Origin of the sequence: Motilimonas eburnea (assembly GCF_021295345.1) — a bacterium.
In the GTDB taxonomy this organism is placed as follows: domain Bacteria; phylum Pseudomonadota; class Gammaproteobacteria; order Enterobacterales; family CBDFNC01; genus Motilimonas; species Motilimonas eburnea.
Genome location: NZ_JAIMJB010000010.1, coordinates 95,184 through 121,933, shown reverse-complemented (window position 1 = coordinate 121,933; position 26,750 = coordinate 95,184). Strand labels below are relative to the sequence as shown.

The 26,750-nt window shown below is 48.2% G+C and carries 23 protein-coding genes; 16 read left to right on the top strand and 7 right to left on the bottom strand.

Features of this window, described 5'->3' with window-relative positions:
• The first annotated feature begins 17 nt into the window (after nucleotides 1-17).
• The 15 genes from K6Y21_RS11720 to tldD all read left to right on the top strand — a co-directional run bounded on the left by K6Y21_RS11720 (nucleotide 18) and on the right by tldD (nucleotide 19,801).
• The gene (locus K6Y21_RS11720) at nucleotides 18-635 is read left to right on the top strand and encodes a prepilin-type N-terminal cleavage/methylation domain-containing protein (RefSeq protein WP_233072034.1); all 618 of its coding nucleotides are present in this window, start codon (nucleotides 18-20) and stop codon (nucleotides 633-635) included.
• 28 nt (nucleotides 636-663) lie between these two features.
• The gene (locus tag K6Y21_RS11715; protein WP_233072033.1) at nucleotides 664-1,119 is read left to right on the top strand and encodes a prepilin-type N-terminal cleavage/methylation domain-containing protein; all 456 of its coding nucleotides are present in this window, start codon (nucleotides 664-666) and stop codon (nucleotides 1,117-1,119) included.
• Nucleotides 1,120-1,130: 11 nt separating this feature from the next.
• Nucleotides 1,131-1,676, top strand: a complete 546-nt coding sequence (locus tag K6Y21_RS21275) for a prepilin-type N-terminal cleavage/methylation domain-containing protein (RefSeq protein ID WP_285229741.1) — start codon at nucleotides 1,131-1,133, stop codon at nucleotides 1,674-1,676.
• Complete coding sequence (locus K6Y21_RS11705; RefSeq protein ID WP_233072032.1) at nucleotides 1,666-2,301, top strand: type IV pilus modification PilV family protein; 636 nt, start codon at nucleotides 1,666-1,668, stop codon at nucleotides 2,299-2,301. The genes K6Y21_RS21275 and K6Y21_RS11705 overlap by 11 nt, the downstream gene beginning before the upstream one ends.
• Entirely contained in the window at nucleotides 2,301-3,128 is an 828-nt protein-coding gene (locus K6Y21_RS11700) for a PilW family protein (RefSeq protein ID WP_233072031.1), read from the top strand. Before K6Y21_RS11705 ends, K6Y21_RS11700 begins: the two co-directional genes overlap by 1 nt.
• Before the next feature lie 12 nt (nucleotides 3,129-3,140).
• Nucleotides 3,141-3,542: an MSHA biogenesis protein MshP gene (locus tag K6Y21_RS11695; protein WP_233072030.1), complete on the top strand. Its 402-nt coding sequence runs from the start codon at nucleotides 3,141-3,143 to the stop codon at nucleotides 3,540-3,542.
• Nucleotides 3,543-8,207 carry a DUF6701 domain-containing protein gene (locus K6Y21_RS11690; RefSeq protein ID WP_233072029.1) on the top strand — a complete coding sequence of 1,555 codons (4,665 nt, stop codon included), beginning with the start codon at nucleotides 3,543-3,545 and terminating at the stop codon, nucleotides 8,205-8,207.
• Between the two features lie 543 nt (nucleotides 8,208-8,750).
• Complete coding sequence (locus K6Y21_RS11685; protein ID WP_233072028.1) at nucleotides 8,751-9,797, top strand: rod shape-determining protein; 1,047 nt, start codon at nucleotides 8,751-8,753, stop codon at nucleotides 9,795-9,797.
• A gap of 294 nt (nucleotides 9,798-10,091) precedes the next feature.
• A complete protein-coding gene (gene mreC / locus K6Y21_RS11680) occupies nucleotides 10,092-11,027 on the top strand; it encodes a rod shape-determining protein MreC (protein ID WP_233072027.1) in 936 nt (311 codons plus the stop codon).
• The gene (gene mreD / locus K6Y21_RS11675; protein ID WP_233072026.1) at nucleotides 11,020-11,502 is read left to right on the top strand and encodes a rod shape-determining protein MreD; all 483 of its coding nucleotides are present in this window, start codon (nucleotides 11,020-11,022) and stop codon (nucleotides 11,500-11,502) included. Before mreC ends, mreD begins: the two co-directional genes overlap by 8 nt.
• Before the next feature lie 33 nt (nucleotides 11,503-11,535).
• Nucleotides 11,536-12,099 carry a Maf family protein gene (locus K6Y21_RS11670; RefSeq protein ID WP_233072025.1) on the top strand — a complete coding sequence of 188 codons (564 nt, stop codon included), beginning with the start codon at nucleotides 11,536-11,538 and terminating at the stop codon, nucleotides 12,097-12,099.
• A gap of 65 nt (nucleotides 12,100-12,164) precedes the next feature.
• Nucleotides 12,165-13,634 carry a ribonuclease G gene (rng, locus tag K6Y21_RS11665; RefSeq protein WP_233072024.1) on the top strand — a complete coding sequence of 490 codons (1,470 nt, stop codon included), beginning with the start codon at nucleotides 12,165-12,167 and terminating at the stop codon, nucleotides 13,632-13,634.
• Between the two features lie 8 nt (nucleotides 13,635-13,642).
• Nucleotides 13,643-17,569, top strand: coding sequence for a YhdP family protein (locus K6Y21_RS11660; protein ID WP_233072023.1), 3,927 nt, complete (start codon nucleotides 13,643-13,645; stop codon nucleotides 17,567-17,569).
• Entirely contained in the window at nucleotides 17,520-18,353 is an 834-nt protein-coding gene (locus K6Y21_RS11655) for a carbon-nitrogen hydrolase family protein (RefSeq protein ID WP_233072022.1), read from the top strand. Before K6Y21_RS11660 ends, K6Y21_RS11655 begins: the two co-directional genes overlap by 50 nt.
• A gap of 2 nt (nucleotides 18,354-18,355) precedes the next feature.
• Nucleotides 18,356-19,801 carry a metalloprotease TldD gene (tldD, locus tag K6Y21_RS11650; protein ID WP_233072021.1) on the top strand — a complete coding sequence of 482 codons (1,446 nt, stop codon included), beginning with the start codon at nucleotides 18,356-18,358 and terminating at the stop codon, nucleotides 19,799-19,801.
• A gap of 60 nt (nucleotides 19,802-19,861) precedes the next feature.
• On the opposite strand, the gene yjgA is transcribed toward tldD, so the two are convergent.
• The gene (gene yjgA, locus K6Y21_RS11645) at nucleotides 19,862-20,365 is read right to left on the bottom strand and encodes a ribosome biogenesis factor YjgA (RefSeq protein ID WP_233072020.1); all 504 of its coding nucleotides are present in this window, start codon (nucleotides 20,363-20,365) and stop codon (nucleotides 19,862-19,864) included.
• A gap of 109 nt (nucleotides 20,366-20,474) precedes the next feature.
• Here yjgA and pmbA point away from each other — a divergent pair, with 109 nt between their 5' ends.
• Nucleotides 20,475-21,818, top strand: coding sequence for a metalloprotease PmbA (pmbA, locus tag K6Y21_RS11640; RefSeq protein ID WP_233072019.1), 1,344 nt, complete (start codon nucleotides 20,475-20,477; stop codon nucleotides 21,816-21,818).
• A gap of 56 nt (nucleotides 21,819-21,874) precedes the next feature.
• On the opposite strand, the gene mgtE is transcribed toward pmbA, so the two are convergent.
• The 6 genes from mgtE to K6Y21_RS11610 form a co-directional block, all read right to left on the bottom strand.
• Nucleotides 21,875-23,236, bottom strand: coding sequence for a magnesium transporter (mgtE, locus tag K6Y21_RS11635; protein ID WP_233072018.1), 1,362 nt, complete (start codon nucleotides 23,234-23,236; stop codon nucleotides 21,875-21,877).
• Between the two features lie 82 nt (nucleotides 23,237-23,318).
• On the bottom strand, nucleotides 23,319-23,594 hold the full coding sequence (locus K6Y21_RS11630; RefSeq protein WP_233072017.1) for an HPr family phosphocarrier protein: 276 nt from the start codon (nucleotides 23,592-23,594) through the stop codon (nucleotides 23,319-23,321).
• Entirely contained in the window at nucleotides 23,595-24,440 is an 846-nt protein-coding gene (gene rapZ / locus K6Y21_RS11625; protein ID WP_233072016.1) for an RNase adapter RapZ, read from the bottom strand.
• An 11-nt stretch (nucleotides 24,441-24,451) separates the two neighbouring features.
• Complete coding sequence (gene ptsN, locus K6Y21_RS11620) at nucleotides 24,452-24,898, bottom strand: PTS IIA-like nitrogen regulatory protein PtsN (protein ID WP_233072015.1); 447 nt, start codon at nucleotides 24,896-24,898, stop codon at nucleotides 24,452-24,454.
• An 8-nt stretch (nucleotides 24,899-24,906) separates the two neighbouring features.
• Nucleotides 24,907-25,194, bottom strand: a complete 288-nt coding sequence (gene hpf / locus K6Y21_RS11615; protein ID WP_233072014.1) for a ribosome hibernation-promoting factor, HPF/YfiA family — start codon at nucleotides 25,192-25,194, stop codon at nucleotides 24,907-24,909.
• A 20-nt stretch (nucleotides 25,195-25,214) separates the two neighbouring features.
• A complete protein-coding gene (locus K6Y21_RS11610) occupies nucleotides 25,215-26,666 on the bottom strand; it encodes an RNA polymerase factor sigma-54 (protein ID WP_233072013.1) in 1,452 nt (483 codons plus the stop codon).
• Between the last annotated feature and the right edge of the window lie 84 nt (nucleotides 26,667-26,750).

Here is a 26,750-nt window from a genome sequence, read left to right as displayed (position 1 = left end):
CTTGTTTTGAGGTGTTAATGAGTAAAAATTCAGGTTTTTCTCTTATCGAATTGGTGATTGTGGTGGTGGTGTTGGGTATTTTAGCCGTGACTGCATTACCGCGCTTTTTAGATGTCACTGAAGAGGCCAAGAACGCCAGTGTTGAAGGGGTGGCAGGCGGTTTTGCGACCGGCGTGTCGTTAACGCGCGCGCAGTGGGAAGCCATAGGTCGACCCAAAGAAGCGGCCAAGAATGTGGTGATTTATGATGGTACTAAGCTTTACCTGACGACGCCAACCGACGCTGAAATTAATGCGGGTACAGTTTCACCGGGCTATCCCATGACTAATGTCAATGAAGATGTCACGCCGTCCTCATTGACGCCCGCTAAGTGTGAAGCGGTATGGAATTCCATCTTACAAAATCCGCCTCGCATTACCAGCAATTTTAATGATGTGAGTGGTCAGGGCGATTTTTACAAATTCTATGTCACTACCACCAGTAGTGGTACAGATACTAGCTGTTTATTCTATTTGGTTAACAGCTTAGATAAGGGCGGAAATGGCCTTTATTTGAATCCCGGCTCGGATACCGGATCCTTTAAAAACTTTACCTATAAACCGGCAACGGGACAGGTATCAGCTAACATTAATTAATAAAATCATTGAGATAGAAGGGGTTTTTATGAACAAAAACGTAGCAAAGCAGTCGGGTTTTACGCTGATTGAACTAGTTATCGTGATTATTGTGTTAGGTATTTTAGCGGCCACCGCTGCACCTAAGTTTATCGACTTGCAGTCGGATGCGCGTATTTCCTCTTTGCAGGGTGTGAAAGCGGCACTTGAAGGTGCTGCAACCTTGACCTACAGTAAAGCAGCTATTGCTGGCAAAGAGAAAGCGGCTTCTGGTGAAACGGTTGATATCAATGGTGAGACTGTCAATCTTGTTTATGGTTACCCACAAGCCGCTGCCTCAGACATAGCGAATGTGGTGGAGTTAAGCACGGGTGACTGGACCATCTCAGGCGCAGATCCTACCTTAATTTATGCCAGCGGTGGTGTTTCTACTTGTAATGCCTCTTACTCTGAAGCAACCAGTACAGCTAGACCAACCATAGTGGTTAATGAAACTGGTTGTTAATTTGCCATGTTATGGCCAGAGCACGCCGAGCTAACTTAACGACTCAATGCACCGGCTTTACCTTGGTAGAGCTGGTCATCGTGATTATTATCATTGGTGTGCTGGCCGCTTTTGTTCTGCCTAAGCTACTCTCCTCCGGTGGCTATCAAGATTATACCGTGCGCGACCAGCTGGCCACGCGTTTGCGGCTTACCCAATTGCAAAATATGAATGCGGATCCTAATGATGGCAGCGTTAATGCGTGTTATTGGACCGTAGTGCAAGTCGCTGCCAATGCATCGTGTTTTTATTCCATCGAGTCGGCGCGAGTGAGCGGTAATTGCGCAGTCCCTGCCAGTGTGTCTTGTGATCCTAATGCGCCAGAGCATGCAACTGACCCTTACGACTTAGTTCCCTTTTCACCTAACGTGGCTATCAGTCCTGCCACTTTTTTATTTGATTACCATGGCATAGAGCAAGTGGCTTGCGGCGGCAGCTTTCCGTGTGATATCAGCATCAATTCAGGTAATAACCTAACGCTGCGCATTGAACAGCAGGGGTATATTCATGTGCCTTAAGCGTAACTGGCGTCAAATGGGCTTTACCTTGGTCGAGCTGGTGGTCGGGATCGTGGTGATGGCGGTGGCTTTTACCATTATTACCACCATGTTGGTGACGCAATCGCGCGACAGTATCGATCCCTTGCATCAAATGCGTGCGGCCGAGTTGGGCCAAAGTGTGCTCAATGAAATCGTCTCACGCTCTTATGATCAGCACTCAGATCACAATGGCGGCGTGTATCGCTGCGGTGAAATATGGTGGCAAGGTGAGGCGAATCAAAGTGGTAGCAGCTGGTTTGATCAAGGCAGCCAAAGCTGGCTACTTTGGGATACCAACCCCAGCGCCGTTGCGGTCAGTTGTGCTAGCGCGTTAGGCCCCGATGCGGGGGAAGTGCGCGGTGGCGGTGAAAATACCTTTAATGATGTGGACGACTATATCACCCCTTGGGTGGATGCGGTCAGCTTTGGTGATGCCTTGGGCTTGCCGCTGGAATCAGTGTATCAGAATTACCGCATTAAAATAGACGTGGTGATAGATAGCAGTTTTGGTGGCGGTGCTGATACGGCTAAACGCATTGATGTGTTGATTGTCACCCCTAATGGTAGTGAGTTGGTCTTTAGTGCTTACCGGGGGAACTACTAATGGCGTTTGCTATTTCCCCTAAACAAGGTGGTTTTACCCTAGTGGAGCTCGTGATCGTCATCATTTTGCTGGCCATTTTAGGTATCGCCGTCAGTCATTATATTGGCTTTGGCACTTTGCTATATCGCGACGTCGCCGCGCGTGAAAACATATTAAACAGTGCGCGTTTTGCCATTGAACGACTCAATCGCGAAGTACGCTCGTCCTTACCAAACAGCCAGCAAATCACTAATAACGGCAACTGTTTGCGCTTTGTGCCTGTGGTGGCCAGTAGCCAGTATTTAGAGCTCGCGGTTGCCCCCGCGGCGCCAAGTAATCGTGTCACCAGTTTTGCCTTAGACGGTTACATCTTTCAAGCTAGCCATAGGCTTAGCCACAGATTGGCCGTATATGCCCTGAGCAGTGATGATATCTATGGGGCAAGCTCAACCACATTAAAAGCTTTTAGTGATTATAGTGATTCGGTTAACCCTGCTGAATTTAGCTTTGCTAGCCCAGTCCGCTGGCCGTTAGCGTCGCCTTCGCAGCGGTTATATCTGGTTGAACGACCTGTGCGCTATTGTGTACTCAGTAACGGTAACTTACAACGCGAGGTGCTAAGTTGGGCATCTGAATCACCACCCGAGCAAGTGTTAGAAACTAGCCTAATGGCTGAGCAGATCCAATTATTAGCCATCACCGCGCCCAACTATCAACCGCCGTTTGCGGTGCGTGAGGCGACCTTAAGTCGCAACGGTGTGGTTAAGATATTTTTAAATTTTGTCGCCAATGAGGGTGCTGAGTCGCTGGTATTTCATCACAGCATACACATCCAGAACGTACCCTAAGGAAGAGAGCCTGTGCAGACCCCTCGCTTACAACAAGGCAGTGCCATCGTTATCGCGGTGTTTATTATCGTGGTGATGTCCTTGTTAGCGGCCGCGTTAACTCGCATGCTACAAGATTCGCACCAAGGCATAGGGTATGAGGTCTATGGTACGCGCGCCTATTTAGCGGCGAATGCAGGGATAGAGCAAGGCTTATTAAAGCTCTTTCCCTTAGGGGGGGGGGCGCCAGTTTGTGGCAGTGCCTCCTTGGATTTATCCGCCCAAACCGCATTTCATGGCTGTGTGGTTGAATATGCTTGCGTAGAGAAAGTCGTTGATAGTAAAAAGGTTTATCAAATCGACAGTACGGCCAAATGTGACGCGGGTGAGTTTATTACCCGGCGTAAGATCCAAGCGCAAGCTAAGGAGCTGTAGATGAGTCGTTTGTTTTACTGGGTTGGGTTATTCCTTGGCATTGCTTTATCCTTACCCAGTTGGGCCGATACCACCTTGTTCGGAAGCATGAGGATCGGAGGAGATAATGATTCGATCCCGCCAGGTGTGGCGATCACCCAGAGTGTCGGGGGGCCTTCACCTGTTTATCAGCCCATTTATCCCATCCACTTTCAAATCACCGAAGACTCCACCCTGACTCAAATTCGGCTCAGCAATGTGAATACCACCGTCACCTCACCCGTTTTGGTCATTTGGGATAACAATGGCAATCAACTTTATCGCGGGCTCGCCACTCCCGGCTCCGGGGTTTTTAATGTCAGTAATCTTAATCTGGTTGCTGGCGACTACCAGCTATTTGCTTGGGGCCAGTGTTTGCAGGGGCGGGGCAGTGAATTTCAGCGTAATTGTAACTCGTGGGATCTACTCACTTTTAACGATATCGAGTTAATCGGCGCGGTTTCTGACGATATCGCATTTATTGAGCGTCAACATATCGGTCCCACCAATAATAATGATGGCTATACAGGTTCGAGTTTATTTCCCAATGCTGGCGTGGCCAATCCGCTCGATTTGACCTTTACCCTCCAAACAGTAAGTAACTTTAATCGCCTAAAAATGTTTAACGTACGTAACCCGGCTACCCAAGCCGAGCTGCTGTTAATTGAGCCGGACAATACCATTAACTCCATCGGTTTTATTGGTGGCGAGGGCGACTTCATTGTTGAAAACCCCACCTTGGCGGCGAAAGATTTAGCCGCGGGCACTTACACCTTACGCATCAATGAACGTTTTGGTCGCGATATCTCTTGGGATGATATCGTGCTGGACTTAGTCAGTCGCGTCTCTACCTTGCCCCTTTGTGAAGACGTATTCAATGGCCCTGTTAATGCGACCAGCAGCGATCTTTTATATATGCCACCCAATGATGGCTCCGATGGTCAATATCAGCGCTTAACCGGCGCTGGCGATGAGACCTTAGCAGCGCGGGATTATTTCTATATTGATGGCTTTGTTCAGTTTGCTAACGACAGCTTTCGCCTCAGTAATAACAGCGCCACCACCCGCATGCTGTTTAACAGTAACTTTTCGACCTTTGCCAGTGGCGGCACGATTGTGCTCAATGATTCCAACTTGACAGAGCACTTATTGATTGCCACCAAGGCTAATGTCGAGATTGGTGCCAATACCACAGTGAATGGGTTTATCTTCGCCGAAGGCACCATTAGTATCGCGCCTGGCGCGGTGGTTAATGGTGCTATTACTGCCGCAGGGCAAATAACCAATAACGGCACGGTCAACTATCGCCCCGATGCCATTGCGAAAACCGATTTTAATGGCATGTGTCGCAATGGTGTCACGCCCACGCAAAATGAGTTTCAGTACGGCCAAACGGCGCTCGGTGCGGTCACCTTTGAGCAGCCTTTTAGCGATGTGCCCTTAGTGTTTGTGATGCCAAATTTAGATCCTGGTGATCCCGATGCCGATGGCCCGGCTTCGGTGCGGGTACTCAACGTCAGTGAGACCGGCTTTAGCGTGGAGCAAATTAGCCCGCCAAATAATTTTGGGGGGGTGGCTAAACCTATGCCAAATGTGGATTATGTGGCCTTGTTACCTGGTGTGACCGAGTTGCCTGATGGCCAAAAACTCTATGCGGGTAGTCTGGCTACTTCCGCTTTCCAACGTGGCCAGCAAAGTGGCACCTGGCAAAGCCTAGATTTAAGTGCAGCCGGCTTTAGTCAGACTCCGGGTGTGCTGTTACAGCGAGCCAGCTTTAATAACAACTGTTGGCTAACGGCTACAGGGCAAGTGTCATCTAGCGATCCACTAACCGCGTTTGATGTTGCTCTTGAAGCATCAGAAGTTTACGACGTAAGCGGCGTCTCAGGGACTTGTGTGCCAGCGGGCACAAGCTTAGATAGCCTTACCCCTGAAACCGTTAATTGGTTGGCAGGGCCTATCGGGGCAAGTCGCTTTACCCAAGGTAGTGAAGAAATTCGATACGAGTTTGGTGTGGCCCGTAACCATGACTCTGGTGCAAATACCTTGAATGTGTCTCAGCAGTGTCAAACCCTTAACGACTTACAACAAGACTACGTTACTCCGCCATTATTGATAGCCAATAAACGGGGGCGTAACGGTGGTGATGGTGGCTGGGCAAGGCGCTGTAATATTAGCCGCAGTCAATTTGGCGTTGCTGTTGATGAGGATCAATACCGCGATCCCGAACGTCAGCATTTTCAAGAGCAGCTAAGCTACTTCGCCATTACCAATCAGAGTCAGACGGTGCGTGATGGTTTGGAGTGGATCGCAGAGGTTGATGCCCTGACTTGCGAAGCTCATAGCATCAAGCTGCGCGCGTTAAAAGATGGCCGTTTAGATACGCTCTACACGGGTTTGGTTCAGCTTTCTACCAGCTCAGGCATTGGCCGTTGGGGGCTAGTCAATGGTAATGGTACCCTTTCGCCTAACCCCACCTTAGATAATGGCTTAGCGAGTTATCAGTTTGTCAGTGCAGATAATGGTGAAGTGGAGTTAAGTTTGTTTCACGAACAGGCGGGCTTAGTCACTATTTTGGCGCAAAACAATGATAATGGCACCTCGGCTACCACAGACATCACCTTTCGTCCTTATGGTTTTAGCATAGCGCCAGTGGATAACAGCGGAGTAGGAGCAGGGCAATATCATTACAGCAATAAACCCTTTAGTGTCACCTTAACTGCGATCGGAAAAGATGCCACGACGGGAAATTGTGGCGTGATCACCGCTTATACAGGCGAGCAAACCCTGAAATTTTGGTCGAGTTATGATGCGCCAGCGGTGGTAGCCGGGCGTGATGTGGAGGTTAATCAAGCCAGTATTGGCAAAAACGCGCAAAATGCCATCGAGCAAACGATCGTGTTTAATGCGGGCGTCAGTGAAAGCATTAATGTTAATTATCCTGATGCGGGGCGTATTTTATTATCTGCCCGTGATGATGTTGGCATAGGTGCACCGCCCATTGGCGAAGATGATGAAATTGTGCAAGGTAGCCAATTATTCACCTTTAGCCCTAAGACGTTAAATGTGCGCACTAGTTCGGTATTGGGTTACTTGCGCGATGGCACAGGCCAAACCGCGGTGAATAACGGGGTGGGAGCTGATGCAGGCTTTATTCGCGCAGCCTTACCTCGCGCGGGCATAGACTTTGACACTCAGCGCGACTTTGACACCTTTGATCTTGAGGTCGAAGCCTTAATGGATTGCAGTGATGATCCTAACGGTCATTGCTTGACTAACCCAGTCACCGCCAGCTTTTATCACCCCCTCAATCTTAGTCACAGTGTCACCTTACCTAGCAGTGCTAATCTGGGCGTGGTGACATTAGCGGGGAATAATGTCACGGCCACCCCTTATAACATGCAGCCAGCCGAGCAGGGCGTTGCCAGCATCAAGCACCTTGCTTGGAACGAGGTGGGGCAACTGCGATTGATGGTCGCTGCCAGTGAATACCTCAATGATCCGGTTGCGCAAAGTGCGACGCCGATTGCCTTAGCCGAGCATGAGATCGGGCGCTTTTATCCGGCCTACTTACAAGCACAAACAGCCTTGACCTTACCAGCTTGTGCTGTGGGTGGCTTTAGTTATTTAGATCAGCAGGCCATTTCTTTGGATCTGACCTTGGCTGCTTTTTATCAGGGGGATGCTCCCGCTAAGGTGACCAATTACGATACGGCCAAAGGTTACCCGACGGCCGATGAGACAAATCAATTATGGCAATGGTCGTTGGCTAACAGTGCGGGTGAGCTGAGCCAAGGTGACGGCAGTACTCGACTGATGATGGATGCCCATTCTTTTGATTGGCAATTAGGGGAGTTTACCCTGTCTGCCTTGCCTATTGGCGCAGCAAAACTCAACCCCCATGGCGTAGATGGCCCATTTATTAAAAACCAGCCTACTGAAGCCCTGTTGCAATTACAGATCATCGGGAAAGATGGGGAAAAGCTACAACAAGATGCCACTACGCCTTGCATCGATGGCGGCACAGATGTGTGTACTGTGGCTGGTCTGGGCAATCTGTATTATGGCCGTTTAGTCAGCCCTTCTCGCCATGGCAGTGAGTTAGCATCGCTCAGGGTTCCCCTCGCTGTTGAACGTTTTGAAGAGGGGCAGTTTATGATTAACCCTGACGATAGTTGTAGCAGCGTCAGTTATAACCCCACGGCCCTTGCCCCGATTGCTGAGTTTAACTGGGCGGTGGATTCAAACAAGGATGGTGTATTAAATTTGGGGGGGAAAGAATCACCCATACCCATTGGCACAGGAAGCAGCGCTATCGATCTGGTTAATGCTCGCGCGGTGGCTGGGCAAATTACCTTACAATTTGGTGCGCCTAACCAAACGGGGCGCTTTAGTTATGCCCTTGATCTGAACCCTTCGAGCGGGGCTAATTTATGTTGGCTTCGATTTGATTGGGATGATTCGGGCCAAATAGCTAATCTTTGTGGCACTTGGCAAGGTGGTTACAGTGAATGTTACGAGCAAATGATCAGCGCGTCTGGTGGTGCCAATACGGCCCGAGTCGATGATTGTCCTGTTGGTGAGGTGGAGTTTGGTTTATTCCGAGGTAATGACCGAATCATCTATCGATTAGAGGTCAATAACTAGGGCCTGTTTACCTTTTGGGCTTGTTTTTGCAGCGATTTGTTGGGTATTTATACTAGGCAGAGACTTTGTAGCATAGTCAACTATGCAAAAAGGCGCTAACGCAGTAGAAATGACCAACAAACGCTGTCCTCTGGATTCGGCTAAAGCCCTTCGGGCGTAAGCATTCTGTTCGTTGTTGAGCAGTATTTACTTAGAATGCTAAGCTACACACTGCTCGCCTTGCCCAAAACGCTTTTAGACAGGGTGTCTCCCACTCGAACAAAAATTTACCACCAAAGATAAACAGGCCCTAAGCTTGCGTCTCTCAGGCTTGGCCGGCGGGAAAATGGCTCCGCCTAGCCAGATGAAGAATAATTAACATAATTCATTTTATGCCGATTTTCTTTGTGTTTTCGGGCCATTACTCGACGATTATGACGTATCAGCTCAACTTAATGGGTAATTACTCACACTATGGCCCCTGTTAGGCGATGCGGCGCTTGCTGAATAATTACTGGGTTGGTAAAGTTAGCGCAATTCCGCCTTTATATTTGCAGGATCTCCATGTTTAAGAAGCTTAGAGGCCTATTCTCCAACGATTTGTCGATCGATTTGGGGACGGCTAATACATTAATTTACGTCAAAGAGCAGGGTATCGTACTGAACGAGCCTTCAGTGGTTGCTATTCGTCAAGAAAGAAATGGCAGTGGTCCTAAAAGCGTCGCGGCTGTGGGTAGCGATGCAAAACAAATGTTAGGCCGTACTCCTGGCAACATTAAGGCTATTCGCCCAATGAAAGACGGCGTGATCGCCGACTTCTATGTCACCGAAAAAATGCTGCAGCATTTTATCAAACAAGTACACAACAATAACTTTTTACGCCCCAGTCCACGGGTGTTAGTTTGTGTCCCTTGTGGCTCCACCCAAGTTGAGCGCCGTGCTATTCGTGAATCAGCCCAAGGTGCAGGCGCGCGTGAAGTTTACTTGATTGACGAGCCGATGGCGGCCGCGATCGGTGCCGGCTTGCCGGTCTCTGAAGCAACCGGCTCTATGGTGGTTGATATCGGTGGAGGGACCACCGAAGTAGCTATTATCTCGTTAAATGGTGTGGTGTATTCGTCTTCTGTGCGCATCGGTGGTGACAAATTTGACGATGCGATTATCAACTATGTGCGTCGTAACTATGGCAGCTTGATCGGTGAAGCAACGGCTGAGCGCATTAAGCACAGTATTGGCAGCGCTTACCCTGGCGATGAAGTGAAAGAGATTGAGGTTCGCGGTCGTAATTTGGCCGAAGGTGTACCAAGAAGCTTCACCCTCAACAGCAATGAGATCTTAGAAGCACTACAAGAGCCCCTAACGGGTATTGTCAGTGCTGTTATGGTAGCCCTTGAGCAATCGCCACCTGAACTTGCATCCGACATTTCAGAGCGAGGCATGGTGTTAACGGGAGGTGGTGCGTTATTAAAAGACCTCGATCGCTTATTAATGGAAGAAACGGGGATTCCTGTCGTGGTCGCTGACGACCCGCTGACTTGTGTGGCGCGTGGTGGTGGTAAAGCCTTAGAAATGATAGACATGCACGGCGGCGATTTATTCAATTACGAATAAATTGGCGACCCGTTGGGTAACCATTGGTTAAACATTGGCTAGCCAATTGGGCAACAACAAGATGTTGTAGGGAGCACAGGATGTGCTCCGTTTATCTTGGATTTCAGGTGAATGGAACACCTTAGGTGATGCCAGCGTAATGGCTTTACCTTGGAGTAAAACAAGTTAGATAATATTCTTGATCTTGGCGGTTTCGGTGGTGTTTTCTTTGCCAGGGTTGGGGTTATTTTTCATCATTTACGTGTCGCGATGTATTCGTTTGATTGGAGCGGCCTTGTTTTTTAGCGATAATTCATGAAACCTATGTTTGGCCGTGGGCCATCTCTACAACTCAGGTTACTGCTGGCTGTGGTCGCCTCCGTATCTCTGATCTTTCTTGACAGCAAATTAGACCTTTTCTCGCCTTATCGTGTGTTTCTTAACTCCTTAGTTAGCCCCTTGCAGTACATGGCCAATGCGCCAAGTCAGCTATTGGATACGGTCGCCGATAAGGTGATCAGCCGAGAGCAACTGCAAGCCAAAAATAAGGAGTTAGAGCATCAGGTTTTTTTAGTGCGTAGCGATTTGCTACAAATGGAGCACCTTAAAGAAGAGAACAAACGCTTACGCCAATTGTTGGGCTCACCGGTGCGCCAAGATGCACGCAAAATGGTGGCTGAAATCATGGAAGTGGATTCAGATCCCTTTACTCATCAAGTGGTGATTGATAAAGGCTCACTTAACGGGGTATTTGAAGGCCAGCCTGTGGTGAATGACCAAGGGGTTGTTGGTCAGGTGCTGCGAGTTGGCAGCACGACCAGTCGGGTGCTTTTGATCACCGATAACAGCCATGGTATCCCGGTGCGCTTCCAACGTAATGATATTCGTGCGCTTGCCAATGGTACCGGCAACTTGGAGCGTTTGGATATTCCTTTCGTCCCTCATAGTACCGATATCCAAGAAGGGGATGTACTGGTGACGTCTGGGTTAGGCGGGCGCTTTCCTGAAGGGTATCCTATCGCGGTGATTGAGCGTTTTGAATATGATGAAGGCATGCCTTACGCGCGCGTTGATGCTAAACCTGTGGTGCCATTAGATCGTATCCGTTATTTGCTATTGCTTTGGCCTGGTGAAGCGGGAGGCCCTTCGACCCCTGTACCGGTGAACCCCGAGGAGCGAGAGGTGAGTGAGTTGCCAGCCGCCGAGGTGACGCCTGCGCCAAGCCAATCAGAGGAGCCAAGCAATGGATAAGGGCAATAGTCGTAGCATGATATATTTGTCGATTGTGGTGGCTTTGATGTTGGCCATTTTACCTTTGCCTGCGCAATTGGATGCATTTCGACCTGACTGGTTGACCTTAGTGGTGCTGTATTGGGTGCTCGCTTTACCTCATCGAGTGAATGTTGGCACCGCTTGGTGTGCGGGATTAGTTTTGGATATTTTATTGGGCTCAACCTTAGGGGTGCGCGCCTTAGGCTTGGCGGTGGTGACCTATGTGGCGGCGATGAATTACCAGCTGATTCGAAATTTTTCCGTTTGGCAACAAGCCGTTGTGATTGGGGTGCTGACTTTAAGCTGTAAGTTGTTGATTTTTTGGGCTGAACACCTGGTTTCTGACATCATTCTCATGCCGCAGTATTTTTGGTCCATTTTGAGTACCATGCTAATTTGGCCTTGGGTGTTTTTGATTTTAAGACGTACTCGACGTCACTTTGGTGTGCGTTAATTCGGCCCGTAACCTAGACGATAAGAGACTTTTATGGCGCAACTTTACTTGGCTTCTGCTTCTCCCCGACGGGCTGAACTGTTAACCCAATTGGGCATTCAATTTGAATTGGTGCTGCCTAATATTGAAGAACGCAGGTTGGCCGATGAGCTGCCGGCTCAATATGTGACACGTTTAGCGTTACAAAAAGCACGCGCAGGCGAAGCCTTAACCGCCAAGGATAAACCTGTACTGGGTGCCGATACCATCGTCGTTTGCCACGATCAGGTGTTGGAAAAACCTAAGGATTTTAACGATGCTTGTCGCATTTGGCGTTTACTTTCAGGGGCTCGGCATCAAGTAATGACGGCGGTTGCCTTAGTGAGAAGTGATCTTGAGCAAGTCGTTTGTGTGCAGACTGACGTAGAATTTGCCTCATTATCTGATACGGATATGCAAAGCTACTGGGCTTCGGGTGAGCCTCAAGATAAAGCCGGCGCTTACGGCATTCAAGGTCTTGGTGGCCAGTATGTCGTGGCCATTAATGGTAGCTATAGCGCTGTTGTTGGCTTGCCTTTGTATCAAACTAACGCTTTAATTAAGCAATTTATTCAATAGTTTATTCTAAGCTTTTCTTTACGGAGCGGGGACATAGACAACCATGGTAAGGCCATAGAACTGTTATGAATGTTGAATTACTTGTCAATGTAACTCCGAGCGAAACCCGTGTTGCTATTGTCGAAAGTGGTATCTTGCAAGAGATGCACGTTGAGCGCCAAGCGAAGTTAGGCATAGTGGGCAATATCTACAAAGGCAAGGTAAGCCGTGTCTTACCTGGGATGCAGGCTGCTTTTGTTGATATCGGTTTAGATAAGGCCGCCTTTTTACATGCTTCTGATATCGTGCCTCACACCGAATGTGTGGCCAAGGTAGAAAAAGAGCACTTTCAAGCAGGTAATATTGCTGAGCTGGTGCGCCAAGGTCAAGATATCATGGTACAAGTGGTTAAAGACCCCTTAGGCACAAAGGGGGCTCGCCTGACCACAGACATTACTCTGCCTTCTCGTTACCTGGTGTTTATGCCTGGTAGTGCTCATGTGGGCGTTTCGCAGCGTATTGAAAGTGAAGCCGAACGTGAACGATTAAAAAATATTACGGCTAATTATGTTGATGAGCTCGGCGGCTTTATTATTCGCACCGCGGCCGAAGGGGCGGGCGAAGAGGAACTTCGCCAAGATGCTGAATTCTTACAGCGCTTATGGCGTAAAATATTAAGCCGTAAAAGTGCGTATAAACCCTGTCGCATTTTATATGAGGATCTAGGCTTAGCCTTTCGTATCTTACGTGATTTTGTGGGCACAGAGATTGAGCGGATCCGCGTGGATTCAAAGCAAACCTTTGATGACCTGACTTTGTTTACCCGAGAGTTTGTACCTGAGTTGACCGCAAGACTGGAGTATTATCCAGGAGACCGGCCGATATTTGATATCTTTGATGTTGAAAATGAGACCCAGCGTGCTCTTGAGCGAAAAGTGGAGTTAAAGTCCGGTGGCTATTTGATCATCGATCAGACGGAAGCCATGACCACCATAGACATCAATACAGGCGCATTTGTTGGTCATCGCAATCTTGAAGAAACCATCTTTAATACCAACACCGAAGCCACCCAAGCCATTGCGCGGCAATTACGATTACGTAATCTAGGTGGCATTATCATTATTGACTTTATTGATATGCAATCGGAAGAACACCAGCGGCGCGTGTTACACAGTTTAGAACAAGCCTTGGCCAAAGATCGCGCTAAAACGAATATCAGTGGCTTTTCTCAATTGGGGTTGGTGGAAATGACCCGCAAACGCACGCGAGAAAGCCTTGAGCATATTCTTTGCTCTGAATGTCCGGAGTGTCATGGCCGCGGCCGAGTGAAAACGGTTGAGACTGTCAGCTATGAAATTTTACGTGAGATCATGCGGGTTAACCGTGCCTATGATGCCGATAGGTTCTTAGTTTATGCCTCCAGTGCTGTCGCCGAAAGCTTATTAGGCGATGAATCCCATAGCTTGGCTGAGTTGGAAGTGTTTATCGGTAAACAAGTCAAGGTGCGCGCTGAGCCTCTTTATGCTCAAGAGCAATTTGATGTTGTGATGATGTAGGCGTGTAGGTGAAACAGTTTAGCTTACGCTGGTTACGTCGGTTTTGGTTACTTGGGGCCATCGCGCTGGTGCTGCTGACGGTGTTCATCAGCTTGATCCGCGCCACCTTTCCCTTACTCAATAATTACAAAGGCGATTTAAGTGCTTGGTTACAAGCTGAGTATCAGCTTGATGTTCAGTTACAGCGCTTAGATGCTTCTTGGGATAAATATGGCCCGGCTTTGGTTGTGACCGATGCGCGTTGGCTGTCGGCGCCTGAACAAGGGGTGGAGTTGGCCATTGGGCAAACTCGGGTGCGCCTCGATGTCATGAAGAGCCTTAAAAATAAACAGTGGGTGTTTAGTCGCATTGCGTTAACCGGTGTTGAGCTAAGAGTGGATGTGGATAAGATCCAACGCGATGCCGATGCCAGTGAGGATGACGTATGGGAGTCGGTGCAAGCTATCTTGCTTGAAAAGATCGATGACTTTGCCATTCGTCAAGGCCGCCTTTCCCTGTACCAACATAACCAGCTTTGGAAGCAGGTTGAGATTGAGCAGTTAAGTTGGCTCAATCAAGGCAAGCGCCATCAAGGGGTCGGTCAAGCCAAGATGCTCGGCTCAGATGCCAGTCGTGTTAAGTTTGTGGTCAACATCAATCAAACGGAGTCCAGCTCGTTATCTGACTGGTTAGGTCAACTTTACATTCAGGGAGAAGGCCTTAATTTAGCCCCTTACTTAACGCCATTCATTGACCAGTCAAATCAATTACAGCAAGCACAAGGGAATTTTGAAGCTTGGATTGATTTCTCCTTAGATCAAATCGACAAAGCTCACTTAGTGTTAGGCCCCTCACAACTGCACTGGCTTTCGCCACAAGGGGCAAGGGCGCTATCATTACAGCAGGGGCAGCTCAGTTTTCGGCCAACAACAACGGGTTGGCAACTGGATGCTCAAGATTGGCTATTTGAGTCCACTTTTTCGGCAGGTGATCGCCGCTTCTCACAAGGGACTGAAACAGAACAGCCAGCACAAGCCCTTACCTCTGCGATCAATTTTCAAGCTTATCAACAAGGTGGCTACGTGATAGCGTCAATGGATAAGCAGGATATTTTGCCCCTGATATCCTTAGTAAACTTATTTACCGCCAAGCCATTAGATTATATTGAATCACAGGAATACCAGGCCGAGCTTCACTCAGGGCTGTGGCAGCTTTTATATCACATCGAAAGCAAAAGCTATTTAGCTCACGGTAGCCTAGCGTTTCAGGGCCATACGAATGTCGTTGGTACTGATGTTGAAGGCGCTAAAGGTGAGCAGGTGAATATCGTGGGGCGTTTTCTGGCTTCTAACCAAGGAGGCCGCGTTACCATAGAGGTTAAAGATAGCTTGCTGGCGTTGGATGGTCACTTTCAGGCACCGCTGACCATTGCCAGCCTTAGCCTCCCTCTCAACTGGCATTACACCGAGCAAGGTGCCGAGATCAGCAGTGCTGGCTTTATTCTGGCTAATTCGGACTTAACGTGGCAAGGCCAGTTTAAGTTGGATTGGCCAAGGTCTGGCTCGCCATACTTAACTGGCTACAGTGAAGCCAGTGTGAAACAAGCTGAGTATGCTGATCGTTATTTTCCCATTCAAGCCATGGGGCAAAATGTGTATGACTACCTGCAACCCACGATTGCCGCGGGTGAGGTAGACACCGCCAAACTGCTCTGGCATGGACAACTCGATCAATTCCCTTATGCGCAAGGTGACGGTATTTTTCAGGCTTGGGTGCCGCTCACCAACACCGAGTTTCATTTTTATCCGGGATGGCCGCCACTGAGCAAGATGAAAGTTGATTTGTTATTTGAAAATGATGGTTTGATGATAGCGAGCCAAGATGCCAGCTTGATGAAAGCGCACTCGGATAAAATCAAAGGGACCATTATGCACTTCTCGCCTGATGCGCAATTACAGATTGACGCTAAGGTAAGGGGATTGAGTGAAGATGTGAGTGATTACTTAATCTCATCCCCCCTTGCCAGCTCGGTGGGCGTTGCATTACAGACATTACATATTGAAGGGCCGATATCTGGGGAGCTGGCATTAACTATCCCCCTTAACGGCGATGATGCGCAGGTGAGTGGCTCTGTGTCCTTAGAGAACAACACCATGTCATTGCCTCTTAGTGGCGATGGTAAAAAAACGCCGTTAAAGGCAGTCAATGGACGTTTTAATTTTAACCAAGGCGATCTGAGCAATGGGCTTGTTGATGCCACATGGCAAGGGCTACCGATTAAGGTGCGATTTAATGGCGTTGAGCAAGAACAAGCCTATCAAGTGAATTTAAATGCCTCGGCCGACTGGCCGGTGGCAGCCCTTGAGCAGCAATGGCCACATTTACAGGGTTTAAATGGCTCGGGCCAATTTGGCTGGCGATTACAGGTAGATTATCTGCAGCAAGACCAAGGGGATTACCGTTTTAATGCTAAGTTACACTCTGACTTAACGGGGCTAGCATTAGAATTACCTGAGCCCTTTCATAAAAACAGTTTACGAGAGTGGCCGCTCACTGTTTCTTTATCGGCAGCGCAAAGCCATTACCAGCTGCGCGCACAGATAGATAATAAACTCTACTTTAACTTACAGCCGGCCCCTAACGATCCGCAGCAAGCTAACTGGTGGCTTCATTTTGGTCAACATTTACCCAGCAAAGCGCCTAGCCAAGCGCGTGCGGTTACCTTGGCCTATCGCCAGCTCGACATTGGCAGTTGGCTAACATGGTGGCAGCAACAAGCCGACCGTGTCGCTCGAGATTCCGCCGCTTTACCTGCAGTGGTGAGTCCAAGCTTAGTGAAACTTAACGTGAACAAAGGGGCGTTGTGGGGAGAACAATTGAATGGCCTCTCCCTCTCGGCTAACAATCAGGCGCAAGGTTGGCAACTGCAAATCACATCAGACAAGGTCAAAGGCACGGTGATGGATAATGCCGATACCCTTGATATTGATTTACAGCGTATCAGTTTACCTGATCTGCTCTGGCCTCAAGGTGATGGCGATGACGAGATCAAAGCCTGGTCATTGGATCAGTTTAAAACCACGATGTTTAACTGTGATGCCTGTCAAGTTGGGCCCTATCGTTTAGGTAAAGTCAATGGGCGATTGGTTAAAACAAAAGGCAGTATTGAATTAACGCAGCTGAGCTTGCTGTACGGCCATTCTGATATTCATTTAAGTGGGCTTTGGCAAGCTCAGCCGCTGCAAACACAGCTAAAGGCAAAAATCCAAAGCCATGATGTGGCGAAACTGGCGCAAACGTTAGGCCAAGATAGCCCAATGAAAGAAACCTCAGGGGTTGCCGAGTTTGAACTGACGTGGCGTGATAGCCCAAATCGTTTTGCTACCGAGCACCTTAACGGTCAGTTGTCTTTTACCACCAATGAAGGTTACATCGCTGACATCAGTGATAAAGGAGCGAGGTTGTTTAGTTTACTCAGTTTAGACTCGATTAGGCGTAAACTTAACCTCGACTTTCGTGATGTATTCGCCGACGGTTTGTATTTTGACTCGATCAAAGCCACCGCTAAGATAGAGAATGGCATTTTGGTGAATGACGATTTTGAACTGGATGCGGCAGCAGGCCATATGATAGGCAAAGGAGAGCTGGATCTTAACCAATGGCAAATGAACTATGCCATGGCGTTCTACCCCAATGTCACATCGAGTTTGCCGGTGTTAGCGGCTTTTACTATCACCCCTGTGACGGGGTTGTATGTATTATTGTTATCGAAAATTTTTGAGCCCGTGGTGGATATTATTACCCAAGTTAATTTTAGCCTGACGGGGGACATATCCAATCCGATCATCGAAGAGGTGGGTCGCGAGCAAGGGGCGATTGAGTTACCGAAAGAGGTCAAGAAATCGTATGAGCAACGTATCACTGATTCAATTAATAAGTTGCAACCACGTCGATAAAAATTTCGCTCGGATTGCGGACTTATTAAAACAACTTCAACCGCAACCTAAACAATGGGTATTGTTACCTGAGAATGCGATTGTTTTTGGTGATAAACAAGATTATTTACGATGCAGTGAAGATCTAGGCCATGGCCCATACCAAGCGCGCTTAAGTCAGCTTGCCCAAGCGTTTGATATTTTCTTAGTGTGTGGCAGTTTTCCAATCAAAAGCCCAGAAGCGTCAAGGGTGTTTACCACTACCTTGGTGTTTTCGCCCCAAGGTGAGCTGGTGCAGCACTATCACAAGCTGCATTTGTTTGATGCGTTAGTGGCGGATGAAAAAGGCGCGTACCAAGAATCTGCCACCTTTAAGCCCGGCAATCACATTACCTGTGTTTCAACACCGACCTTAAATGTCGGGCTCTCCATCTGTTATGATTTGCGCTTTCCCGCACTCTTTCAACAGTTGCGAATGGCGGGAGCTCAGGTGATCATGGTGCCAGCGGCTTTTACTTATACCACAGGACAAGCTCATTGGTTGCCCCTATTACAAGCGCGGGCGATAGAGACCCAATGTTATATTGTGGCGGCTAATCAAGGGGGGGCACACAGTTTTGAGCGGAAAACCTGGGGCCATTCCTGTATTATCGACCCTTGGGGTGACGTGATCGGGCAATTAACAACGGGTGAAGGTGTGTTAACCGCCCCCATCGACCTGGTTAAACTGGCTCAAATTCGCAATAGTATGCCTATATTGGAACATCAACGTATAGTTGGGCAAAGACTCAACGAAAAGGAATAGCAATGAGTTTTGAAACCGTTTGTCAGCATATATTGGCACCGACTGAATTAAACAGTGACAAGCTAGAGTCTGTGCTCGCGAGTATGTATCAGCACGAGTTAGATTATGCCGATCTGTTTTTTCAATCGAGTCGTCATGAGAGCTGGGTGTTGGAAGATGGTATTGTTAAAGAAGGCAGTTTTAACATCGAGAAAGGTGTTGGGGTACGTGCCATCAGCGGTGAAAAAACCGGCTTTGCTTATTCCGATCAATTAAGTATGGCGGCGCTGCAACAAGCTGCCAATGCCGCTCGCGGTATTGCTGGGGCTGGACAGAATGGCAAAATTAAAATCCTGACGCCTAAGCCGGCACCGTTAATTTATCCAGAATTAGACCCTTTGGCTTGTTTAGAAAAAGAGGCCAAAATCAGTTTATTGAAACAAGTGGATGCTTATGCCCGTAGCTTAGATCCCGCTGTTACCCAAGTGATCGTGAGCATGGCTGCGGTTTATGAAGAAATGCTGGTGGCAGCCAGTGACGGTACTTTTGCTTCGGATATTCGCCCCCTTATACGCTTTAACTGTTCGGTGCTAGCCGAGAAAAATGGCCGCCGTGAACGTGGTAGTTCAGGTGGCGGTGGCCGGCACAGTATGGCGTATTTCACCGAGCAAGTAGAAGGCCAGCAACGTGCCTTTGGTTACGCTAAAGAAGCCGTTAGACAAGCGCTGGTTAACCTTGAAGCCATTGATGCGCCAGCGGGAGCCATGCCTGTGGTACTTGGCGCAGGTTGGCCTGGGGTCTTGCTACACGAAGCCGTCGGCCATGGTTTGGAGGGGGACTTTAACCGCAAGGGCGCCTCGGCGTTTTCGGGCCGCGTAGGTGAAAAGGTTGCGTCAGAACACTGTACGATTGTTGATGATGGTACCTTAGCTAATCGCCGTGGTTCGGTGACCGTTGATGATGAAGGCACACCAGGGCAATATACGGTGCTCATTGAAAATGGCATTCTAAAAGGCTACATGCAAGATAAGCTCAACGCGCGCTTGATGGGCGTTGCTCCCACAGGCAATGGCCGCCGAGAGTCTTATGCTCATCTGCCTATGCCGAGGATGACCAATACCTATATGCTGGCGGGTCAATACGAGCATGATGAACTGATTGCCAGTGTTAAAAAAGGCATTTATGCACCTAATTTTGGTGGCGGTCAGGTTGATATTACGTCGGGCAAGTTTGTGTTCTCTGCATCGGAGGCTTACCTTATCGAAGATGGTAAGGTCACCGCGCCTATTAAAGGAGCTACCTTGATCGGTAACGGGCCTGAGGCCATGTCTAAGGTCTCTATGGTGGCGAATAACCTCGCATTAGATGCCGGTGTGGGAGTCTGTGGCAAAGATGGCCAAAGCGTGCCGGTTGGCGTCGGTCAGCCTTCGTTAAAATTAGATGAAATGACCATAGGCGGCACCAACTAAATTGGATGACGAGCGCCTCTCGGGTGAGAGGCGTTAGGGCTGGTCGTTTTAACGGTTTTTCTACTTTTCTAATACCATTTCACGCAGGTACTTAAATAATTCCCGTGCCGCTTTAGGTGGCTTATTTCCGGCCGCTTCCTTATTGGCTTGGCGAACTAATTGTCTTAGCTTTTGACGCTCGAGTTGTGGCTGAGTTTCCAACAGCTCTGAAATCGCACTGTCACCTTCGCTGATGAGTTTATCTCGTTGTAATTCAAGTTGATGAAACGCATGGGTGGCGGCTTGGTGTTTGTTGGCTAACACGTCCAGCGCTGCCTCAATAGGCTCAGGATCCTCAAAGCGCATCAATTTGCCTATGTATTGCATTTGGCGACGCAAGGCTTCGTGCTTATTGCTAATTTTATGGGCCAGTTTGATGGCATCGGCCAGCCCTTCAGATAAGGGGATCTGTTTTAATTCGCTAGGGCTAAGTTTGACTAAACGCTGGCCTAGCTGTTGTAAAGCCTCACTTTCACGTTTCAGCTCGGTTTTGCTGATGAATTCATTATCGTCTTCGTTATACATATTGGTTCTTTGTTTGCGTTTTGATACCTCTATCTTACCAGCAAATTACATTAAGCTCCTCATGTCGTGATATGCTTAGCAAAAATGTATCTAAAGTAGAGCAAGGAACATGGATTCAAGTCGTCTCATCGCGCAAGAACAAGCGCAGCTCAAACAGGCCGTTGCTGATGCCGTCTCGATGGCAACGAAACTCGGTGCCGATCAGGCCGAAGTGGCGGTCAGTCGCCAAACCGGAATTTCTGTCAACACACGTATGACTGAAGTCGAAAATATTGAGTTTAATCATGACGGTGCCTTGGGGATCAGTGTGTATGTTGATGGTCGTAAGGGCAACTCTTCCACTTCTGATATTAGCCAAGAGTCGATTGCTCGAGCGGTGCAAGCGGCCATCGAAATCGCCAAGCATACCAGCCAAGACCCATTCTCAGGCTTGGCGGATCCTGAGTTACTTGAGCGTGCGCCGCAAGATCTCGACTTATTTCATCCTGCGTCTCTTGATCCCGATGAAGGGTTAAGTATTGCCAAAGCGTGTGAAGAAATCGCACTTAATGCCGACAGCCGCATTGTCAACTCGGATGGCGCAAGTTACAGCAGCCATTTGGGGATCAAGGTGTACGGTAACAGCCATGACTATGTGCAAAGTTATTTAACCAGTCGTCACAGCTTGAGCTGCGTGTTAATTGCACAGCAAGGCGATGAAATGCAGCGAGATTACAGTTATACCATGGCCCGTAATAGCGCTGACCTTTGGCAACCAGAGCAAGTGGCGAAAGAGGCCATTGAGCGGTCTGTAGCACGTTTAGGCGCGCGCAAAATCGACACCTGTAGCTGTCCTGTGCTATTTTCGGCCGACAGTGCCGTCAGTTTATTTGGTCACTTAGTGAATGCAATCAGTGGCGGTAGCCTTTATCGTCAATCCTCATTCTTGCTTGAACGCCTCAACACGCAAGTCTTCCCGCCTTGGTTCAATATTAGCGAGCGGCCTCATATTTTGGGCGGCTTGGCCAGTTCACCATATGATGCGGAGGGGGTGAAAACCCAAGATCGCGATATCATTCTTAATGGCGACCTTAATTCATACCTGTTAACGAGCTACTCTGGCCGTAAATTAGGCATGCCAACGACAGGTCACGCTGGTGGGATCCATAACTGGTTTGTAAACAGTAACCATGGTGATTTACAGGATATGTTACGCCAGCTTGGCACGGGTTTATACGTGACTGAGTTAATGGGGCAGGGTGTGAATGCCGTGTCGGGCGACTATTCACGCGGTGCAGCTGGGTTTTGGGTTGAAAATGGTGAAATTGCTTTCCCGGTTCATGAGGTCACCATTGCCAGCAACCTCAAAGACATGTTTATGGGGATCCAAGCCGTGGGCAGTGACGTGGATTTGCGCAGTAGCTTACGTACGGGTTCGGTATTAATCGATAATATGAAAGTGGCTGGCAGTTAACACAACGCTGGTTTGGCCCTGTTTGAGCAGGGCCATTGCTTTAGGGGCGTAATAATTCAGGCGCGTAAAAATAGGGTCGCCATGCCTAAAAATGAGAAAAGCCCCACCACATCTGTGATGGTGGTTAATGCCATTCCCCCCGCTAATGCCGGATCGATGTTGAACTTCTTCATGATCAGCGGAATACATACTCCAGCTAACCCCGCCACCGATAAGTTGATAAACATGGCACCAGCAATCACATAGCCAATATTGACATCGCCTTTCCAGATCACGACCGCCACGGCCACCAAGATCGCCCAAATCAACCCGTTTAATAAACCGATTGCCGCTTCTTTCATGATCAAGACGCGGCTGTTTGCATCGCCGATATGGCCAACAGCCATACCACGAATAACGAGGGCAAGGGTTTGGTTGCCGGCAATGCCTCCCATGCTGGGTACTATGGTCATGAGCACGGCAAGGGTGGCTATTTCAGAGATGGTGGCCTCAAACATGTTAGAAACCGAAGCGGCCAGCAGCGCGGCACCTAAATTGACGGTCAACCAAAAGGTACGGCGCTTGGTACTTTTAAGAACGGGAGCAAAGGTATCTTCATCATCATCCATACCTGCCATCCCCATCATTTTATGGTCGGCATCTTCACGAATAATATCGACCACGTCATCAATGGTGATCCGGCCCAGTAACTGACCGTGCTGGTCTACCACCGGTGCACTGATCAGGTCACGACGTTCAAAGATTTTCGCGATTTCGATTTCTTCCATCTCGACGGGAATACGCTGTTTACTCTTATCCATCACGTCACTGACACGTGAAGAGGGGTCGACTGTAAGCAAGGTTGCGAGCGTGACTTCCCCTAGTAGAATATCCTTTTTATCAACGACATATAGAGCATCTGTGCCTTCTGGTAGCTCAGTTTTAAGGCGCAAGTAACGCAGTACCACATCGATGGTTACATCAGGTCTAAGGGTGACGGTGTCGGTATTCATCACGCTACCGGCGGTATCCTCGGGGTAGGCCAGTGCTTGCTCTAGGCGTTGTCTGTCTTGTGCATCCATTTGCGACAACACGTCTTGATATGCATCTTCGTCAAGGCCACTTAATACATACGCCAGATCATCGGTATCCATGCCTTCGGTGGCAGCAACGAGATTTTCCGTGTCCATTAACGCCAGAATACTGTCGCGGGCATCCTCGTTTAATTCTTCAAGAATTTCGCCTTGCTGTTCAGGATCGGTCAGTTGCCAAATGTTACGTCGCTCGCCTTGGGGTGACGATTCCAGTAATAGAGCAATGTCTTCAGGGTGGAGCTGTTGTAGTATGCGCCTGGCATGAACATACATGCCACTATTGAGGGCTTGGTTTAATTCGGTTAGGCGTTCATGTGTATTGAGATTAACTAGTGTATCTAGCATCCGTCACTCCCCCTTAAGAACTGTACTATCAAAATGTAACGTACCATTGGGGACGTTTAAGGTTGCGATAGTAAAAATTTAGTTACTCTTCTTCTTCAAATTTATCTTCTATGAGTTGTTTGACCGCCTCCAATGCATTATGGGCATCGGCTCCTTGCGCTTGAATTACAATTTGTTGGCCCTGGCAGGTTTCTAGCATAAGTAAACCCATTACACTGGCCGCTGAAGCTGACTTGTCGCCGTGAACTAGCGTCACGGTGGCGTCGAATTTTAACGCTAATTCAGCGAGTTTTACAGCCGCTCTTGCATGTAAACCCAATTTATTTTTTATCGTTATATATTGTTCTAACTGCGACATTTAGCGTTTTTCCAAGGTTCGATGGCGAATTTGCACTTGATGCTCTTGTTTAAAATACTCGGCGAGCTTTTCGGCGATATAGACAGAGCGGTGTTGACCTCCCGTACAGCCGATGGCAATGGTGACATAGCTGCGATTGTTGCGCTCGAGATGGGGTAGCCAGGTGCCTATTAAGTTTTCCAGTTGCCAAATAAACTTCACCACCAAGGGCTGCTCGGACAAATAATGCTGCACCTCGGCATCTAAACCGGTTTGTGGTTTGAGTTCTGGTACCCAGTGTGGATTGGGGAGAAAGCGGGCATCAAATACGTAATCCGCGTCTTTGGGTAAGCCGTTTTTAAAGCCAAAAGATTCGATTACTAATACCAGTTCATGATTTTTTTGCCCCAGCACGCGCTGTTTTACCAATTCACTAAGATCATGAATCGACATCTCACTGGTATCAATGCGCAGATCGGCCGATTCAGAAATCGGCTCCAGTAATACGGTTTCTTGATCAATGGCTTGGGACAAAGATAACTTCATCTTTGCTAATGGGTGCAAACGCCGTGTTTCACTGTAACGGCGTACTAGGATGGCGCTACTGGCATCTAAAAATAGGGTGGTGAGCTCGACTTGGGTTGCCAGCGTTTGAATGGTGTTATGCAGTTCACTCGGATCGAGGGGTAAGTTTCGTACATCGATGCTGACGGCGACGGCCTCGTAACTTTCTTGCAAGCTTTGAATTAAAGCGGGAAGTAAAGGCAATGGCAGATTGTCGACACAGTAATAGCCTAAGTCTTCAAGTACCCGCAATGCGACTGTTTTACCAGAGCCTGAGCGACCACTCACAATGGTGAGTTTCATAATGGTTCCGTTTAAGAGGTGCAGATAACGTCAAACAATTCCGCGTCGGTTTTCGCTGCACGCAGCTGACGACAGACTTGTTTATCTGAGAGTTTACCCGCAATAAGTGACAGGGTTTTTAAATGTTCGCTACATTGGCTTTCTGGCACCAACACAGCAAATAATAAATCAACGGGTTGGTTATCAATGGCGCTATAGTCGATGGGGCTTTCACATTGGATAAAGATGCCCGTTACTGGGTAGTCGTCGCTGATCCTCGCGTGAGGAATCGCGATGCCACAACCCACACCGGTAGTGCCAAGGCGCTCACGAGTGAGTAAGTTTTCAAACACAAGTTTGGCGTCGATGCTGAGCTTATCGGCTGCTAACTCGCTAATGATTTCCAGTGCTTTTTTCTTGCTTGAACAAGAAACTGCACTTAACGTGCAGTCTTGAGTTAATAATTGATTAATTTGCATAGTTGAGCTTAAGACTGTTTCAGCTTTTCCTTTTGCTTAATAACTTGTCGATCGAGTTTGTCGACTAAGGCGTCGATTGCAGCATACATATCAGCATCTTGAGCGTTAGCAAACACTTCACCACCGGTTAAGTTAATTTTGGCTTCCGCGATTTGATTTAATTTTTCAACGTTAAGTATCACCTGAATAGAGTTGATGTTATCAGAATGACGCTCAAGTTTAGAGAATTTCGTTTCGACATAATTGCGCATTGAATCAGTGATCTCAATGTGATGACCTGAAAGGGTGATTTGCATATCGACTCTCCTATTGTTGTCTAAAGTAGACTCTTACGTTGGTTTGAAGGCGGAATATTTAATGATTCTCTGTACTTAGCTATGGTTCTTCGAGCCACCTTGATGCCTTGATCGGCTAAAAGCTGGGTTATTTTACTGTCACTGAGGGGTTTTGCTGGGGTCTCGGCTGCGACCAATTTCTTGATCAGTGCGCGAATGGCGGTTGAAGAGCATTCGCCACCACTTTCTGTGGCCACGTGACTAGAGAAAAAGTATTTCAGCTCAAAAATGCCCCTCGGGGTGTGCATGAATTTTTGCGTGGTGACACGGGAAATGGTTGACTCATGCATCTCTACGGCCTCGGCCACGTCATTGAGCACCATAGGTTTCATGGCTTCGTCACCATATTCAAAAAAAGCGACTTGATGCTGGACGATGCAGTTAGCGACCTTCATCAAGGTTTCATTTCTACTCTCTAGGCTTTTAATAAACCATTTTGCTTCTTGCAGGTGGGAGCGAATAAACTGACTATCGTCGCTGTTGCGAGTTTGTTTAGCGAACGCAGCGTATTGATCATTCACGCGAATTTTAGGCATGCTATCCGGATTCAACTCAACAACCCAGCGCCCGGCTTTCTTTTGTACCGAGACGTCGGGCACGATGTATTGAGCGTCTAATTCCACCACGGCATTGCCTGGGCGTGGCTCTAAGGTATGAATTAAGCGCATTACCTCGCGCAGCTCTTCTTCTTTGAGTTTGGTTTTACGGCTTAACGTGCGATAGTCACGATTCGCGAGTAAGTCCATGTGCTCTTTGATGATGCTAATGGCTTCATCTAACCAAGGGGTGTCGGGCGCTATTTGATTGAGTTGGATCAGCATGCACTCTTGGGCCGACCTTGCTCCCACCCCTAGGGGATCAAAATGCTGTAATCTTTTGAGAACCGCTTCTACTTCATCTAATTCAACGTCTAGGTTTTCAGATGCGACACTTTCTAAAATATCTTCACTGGAAACCGTCAGGTAACCGGATTCATCAATGGCATCGATGATGGCCAGTGCAATGGCGCGATCGGTTTCACTAAAGGGAGTGAGCTCCATTTGCCAGATCAGGTGATCTTGTAAATTCGCGGTGGTCTCGCCTTGGTAAATATAATCGCTGTCTTCTCCGCCAGAGCCGACGCCTGAGCTGCTTGTACCTGCGTTGGTGGTGAAAGTGTCATCCCAAGTTGAGTCGGTGGGTAAGTCATCGGGAATGTCGTTTTGCGCCATGGCTTCGGAGGTTTCAAGCTGGCTACTGGTGTCGTTGTCATAACTTGACTCATCACCGCTTGGTTCGTTTTCTTCAACTTCGAGCAAGGGGTTTGACTCAATGGCTTCTTGAATTTCTTGCTGTAACTCTAATGTAGAAAGCTGCAACAAGCGGATCGCTTGCTGTAGCTGGGGGGTCATGGTTAACTGCTGACCCAAACGCAACTGTAGGGTTGGTTTCATTAAATTCCTGTTACATAACTCTGAAGGTTTAAAAAAATCAGGATGCAAAGGACGTTGACTTGGTTGCATCCAAAATTTGTTTAC